Origin of the sequence: Peribacillus sp. NPDC058002, from assembly GCF_042886655.1 — a bacterium.
Lineage (GTDB): Bacteria > Bacillota > Bacilli > Bacillales > DSM-1321 > Peribacillus > Peribacillus aracenensis.
The window spans coordinates 1-4,093 of sequence record NZ_JBHVQU010000293.1; the positions used below are offsets into that span (position 1 = coordinate 1).

The window sequence follows — 4,093 nt, forward strand, 5'->3', positions numbered from 1 at the left end:
TGTCAGGAGTAGTAGAAATCGGTACAGGAACGAAAACGATATTAGCACAGATTGTATCAGATAAATTAAAGGTCTCCATTGATCGTGTGAACGTTCAGTTGAAGGTAAATACACAAAATACCCCAGAACATTGGAAAACGGTAGCAAGCCGTGGAACATTAATGGCAGGAAGGGCTGCGATTCAAGCTGTGGAAGATGCTCTTTTGCAAATAAAGAAACTTGCTTCTTGTGTATTACGAGCTCCAATTGAAGACATCGTCCTTGGACAGGAAAGGGTTTTTATGAAAGGGGAACCGAATATAGAAATTCCTTTCAAACGGCTAGTGTATGGGTATACATATCCTGACGGAAGCACGATTGGAGGACAAATCATCGGTAGAGGGCAATATACCATCCCACATATAACAAATTTAGATCCCGATACAGGTGCAGGCAGACCAGGTCCTGAATGGACTGTTGGCGCACAAGGGGTAGAAGTAGAGTATGACATAAATGAATATACTTACAAGATAGTAAGGGCAATATCTGTCATTGATGCAGGAAAGGTTCTGAATCAAAAAACTGCAGAAGGACAAATAATGGGTGCAATGAGCATGGGCATAGCATTTGGTGGGCGTGAAACATTCTATTTCGATCAGCTTGGCAGAGTATTGAACCCTCAACTCAGAACCTATAGACCGTTAAGATATGGAGAAAACCCTGAATATATCTGTGAATTTGTTGAAACACCACACTTAGATGCCCCATATGGCGCAAGGGGCCTTGGGGAACACGGGCTTCTTGGTATGCCTGCTGCCTTAGGTAACAGTTTATCTTTGGCCGCTGGGATTCCTTTGAACCAGTTGCCATTGCTTCCTGAACTCATTTGGAGGGGGAAAAGAGGGAGAAGAGCGTAATGTTACCTTATAATTTTGATTATTATAAACCTCAATCGATAAAAGAGGCGATTGAACTTTATCAACTATTAAAATTACAAGAAAAAAAACCTATGTATTATGGTGGGGGGACTGAAGTTTTAACATTAGGACGTTTAAATTTTATATACTCCGATGCGATTATTGATTTAAAAGGGATTCCCGAATGCAATGCATTCGGGTTTCAACACCAAGAACTGATCATTGGCTCAACATTGAGTTTACGCGCAATCGAAGAAAATGGGCTATTTCCGCTATTAGCGGATACTTCAAAAGGAGTTGCTGATTATACATCAAGAAATAAAATCACTATAGGTGGAAACATATGTGGTCAAATTTTTTATAGAGAGGCAGTTCTTCCATTTTTATTATCAGATAGTACTGTCATTATTGCAGGACCAAAAGGAACGAGGAAGGAATTTATTAATGAAGTTTTCCATAAAGAGCTACGACTTGACGAAGGGGAATTTCTTGTACAAATAGTAACAGAAAAAGAATATCTGAAGGCTAAACACATTAGTGTAAAGAAGAGGCAGCAATGGAAAACGGGATATCCGCTTTTAACTGTTGCCTCATTAAAAAAAGAAGGATTTATTCGATTTGCATTCAGCGGGGTATGTCCATTTCCTTTTCGGTCAATTCAAATGGAAAACAAACTAAATGATAAGAGTTTATCTTTTAAAGATCGAATTTTAACCTCTTTTGAGTTTTTACCAGCTCAGGTTTTAAACGATATAGAAGGATCCAATGAATATAGATTATTTGTTTTAGAAAATACCCTTTCATACATTTTGTCATATATAGGTGGTGAGGAACATGAATAGCCATTCGGCGGATCGGAAAATTACCATTCAATTAGAAATAAATAAAGAACGGTATGAGAGGGATATATTGGCATCAGATATATTGCTAGATGTTCTCCGGGATAAAATTGGACTTACAGGAGCTAAACCTGGATGTTTAAATGGAGATTGCGGCGCTTGTACGATTATAATGAATAAACAGCCAATGAAATCCTGTTTAATGTTAGCCATTGAAGCCATTGATTCAGAAATCCTTACAATTGAGGGCCTCAAGAATACCCCGATTCAGAGAGCATTCGTGGAACATTTTGCTTTTCAATGTGGGTATTGTACATCAGGATTCATAATGATTTGCCAGGCTTTACTCCTTAATGACAGGAACCCAAGCCCTGAAAAAATTGAAACATGGCTTTCTTCGAATATTTGTCGATGTACCGGATATAAAGAAATTGAAAAAGCCATATATTCAGTAATAGAACTTTTAAATATAAAAAATCAAACAAATCAGTGACGTTTGCCCGTTTATATGAATAAAATGCCTACATGGGGAGTGGTGATATTGATTGAAACCTCTGTAGTTAATTCAGAAAAAAAAGTAATTCACTCCTTTCAGCGTAATCTCGAAATTACAACAGCCATCCTATTGTTAACTGGACAAATCACGATCATTGGCATTTTTGTAAGACCAGGCAGATTTAGTCTCTCATTAGGCGGGCCTCTTTTTGGGGGCCATCGTTTAGAAGGGACGGATCACTCGCAAGTGGGAAATCTTTTTATCGATATATTGGACATCATCATAGCCATATTATTAATCAATGAGGCCATACATGTGACAGGAACATTTATTTCGTCTGGTGATTTCTCAATTAATGTTTCCGGTCCTATATTTGGTTATCCTGAAGTTGTTCCGGCATTGCCAATTGAAGATTATAATTTTTTCAATACGATTGTAAAGAAGCATTTTAACGTACCACCAGAATTATTAACTACATTAAAAGGAAATGAATAAAAATGTCATTAACAGATATTCCTACAATTAAAAGTTCGAGAAACAATACCTTTCTAATAGCCATTCCCATTATCATCTTCATATTTTTCTTCACTCAGCAAAAGTCCACAGATGTCTAAAAACCTAAAGAAAAGATTGGATTAGAAACTTTGAATCATTTACGGAATTAAATACACCCATAATGATCAGATCATGCATTAAAGAACGGAAGTACAATTTAAGTGGATTGATCAAATAACTTTGATACCTTTAGAGTAATGAAGGTTTTAATCATTTCAGAGGTGAGGCCTTTTCATAGCTTTACCTTTTTTTGTGTTTGATGTTATATGGGGTAGAGATGGAAGCGAATAAATTTCGGACAAAGAATTGAAGGAGTCCATATCCACATCTTTAATAAATCGATTTTTGACTAAACTTTAGAAAAGGCTGTTTTCGCATACTTTGTTGCTATTTACCAAGTGGTGCGGTGTGGTTGATTTCCCCTCCAAATGCTCGCTTTCCGCGGGGCGGGCGGTGAGCCTCCTCTTAAAAACTACAATCTTAACGAAAAGAGCCTTAAATAAAAATCTAAAAACACAAGCATTAAACAACAAACTAACATAGAAATGAGAGAGGGATTTGATAGTAAGTCCATTTAAACTGTCTATATCGTTATTTTATCCATAGTCTATTCCAAAGAAATCCCCATTCCAGCCAGGAAGTATGACCTGTCTTTATGCTAATAAGGTTTCAAAGTACTTTATTCAGGAGGTAGCTAAAAGTGGAAAAGAAAAAAATGATAATAAATGGAAAGATGGTATCTTATATCGAGAAAGGCAATGTTAATGATCCCCCAGTACTTTTATTGCACGGGGTACCTGAGTCCAGTCTTTTGTGGAAGGAAATGATTCCATGCATTGTGTCTTGTGGATTTAGAACCATCGCACCGGATCTCCCTGGATTCGGCCAAAGTGAACAGTTTGATGAATCCTCAACGTGGGAAAGATATGAACAGTTTGTATCGGATTTTACAAGGGAACTAAAACTAGATAAATTCCACCTTATTGTACATGACTGGGGCGGACTTATTGGATTGAAATGGGCATGTGATCATGCAGAGAGAATACTAAGTCTCTTTGTTTCAAATACAACCATATCAGTAGATTATAAGTGGCACTCACTTGCTCAGATTTGGAGAACACCAAATGCCGGAGAGAAAATAATGAAGCGCATGTCAGATGATCCCCAAGCTCAAATTGAGATGAAGAAAACGATTCCGAACATAGGTGACGAAATTATGGAAGACTTCTTTCGTGTCTTTAGAACACCCGAATCTGGTAATTTCATCTTTTTTATATACATTTCAGGTAATATTTTAAATTTAAAAT

5 protein-coding genes are annotated in these 4,093 nt (G+C 37.0%); all 5 read left to right on the forward strand.

The window, feature by feature from the left end; genetic code table 11:
- Positions 1-896 (forward strand): xanthine dehydrogenase family protein molybdopterin-binding subunit (locus ACFVSH_RS23745; protein WP_387708178.1); only part of this gene is annotated, 896 nt, incomplete at its 5' end.
- Positions 896-1,738 (forward strand): FAD binding domain-containing protein, encoded by an 843-nt coding sequence (locus ACFVSH_RS23750; protein ID WP_387708179.1) that lies wholly within the window; start codon positions 896-898, stop codon positions 1,736-1,738. The genes ACFVSH_RS23745 and ACFVSH_RS23750, both read left to right, overlap by 1 nt.
- The gene (locus tag ACFVSH_RS23755) at positions 1,731-2,228 is read left to right on the forward strand and encodes a (2Fe-2S)-binding protein (RefSeq protein WP_387708181.1); all 498 of its coding nucleotides are present in this window, start codon (positions 1,731-1,733) and stop codon (positions 2,226-2,228) included. Before ACFVSH_RS23750 ends, ACFVSH_RS23755 begins: the two co-directional genes overlap by 8 nt.
- Before the next feature lie 42 nt (positions 2,229-2,270).
- On the forward strand, positions 2,271-2,726 hold the full coding sequence (locus ACFVSH_RS23760; RefSeq protein WP_387599319.1) for a hypothetical protein: 456 nt from the start codon (positions 2,271-2,273) through the stop codon (positions 2,724-2,726).
- Between the two features lie 760 nt (positions 2,727-3,486).
- A partial coding sequence (locus ACFVSH_RS23765) for an alpha/beta fold hydrolase (protein WP_387708183.1) occupies positions 3,487-4,093 on the forward strand: 607 nt, incomplete at its 3' end.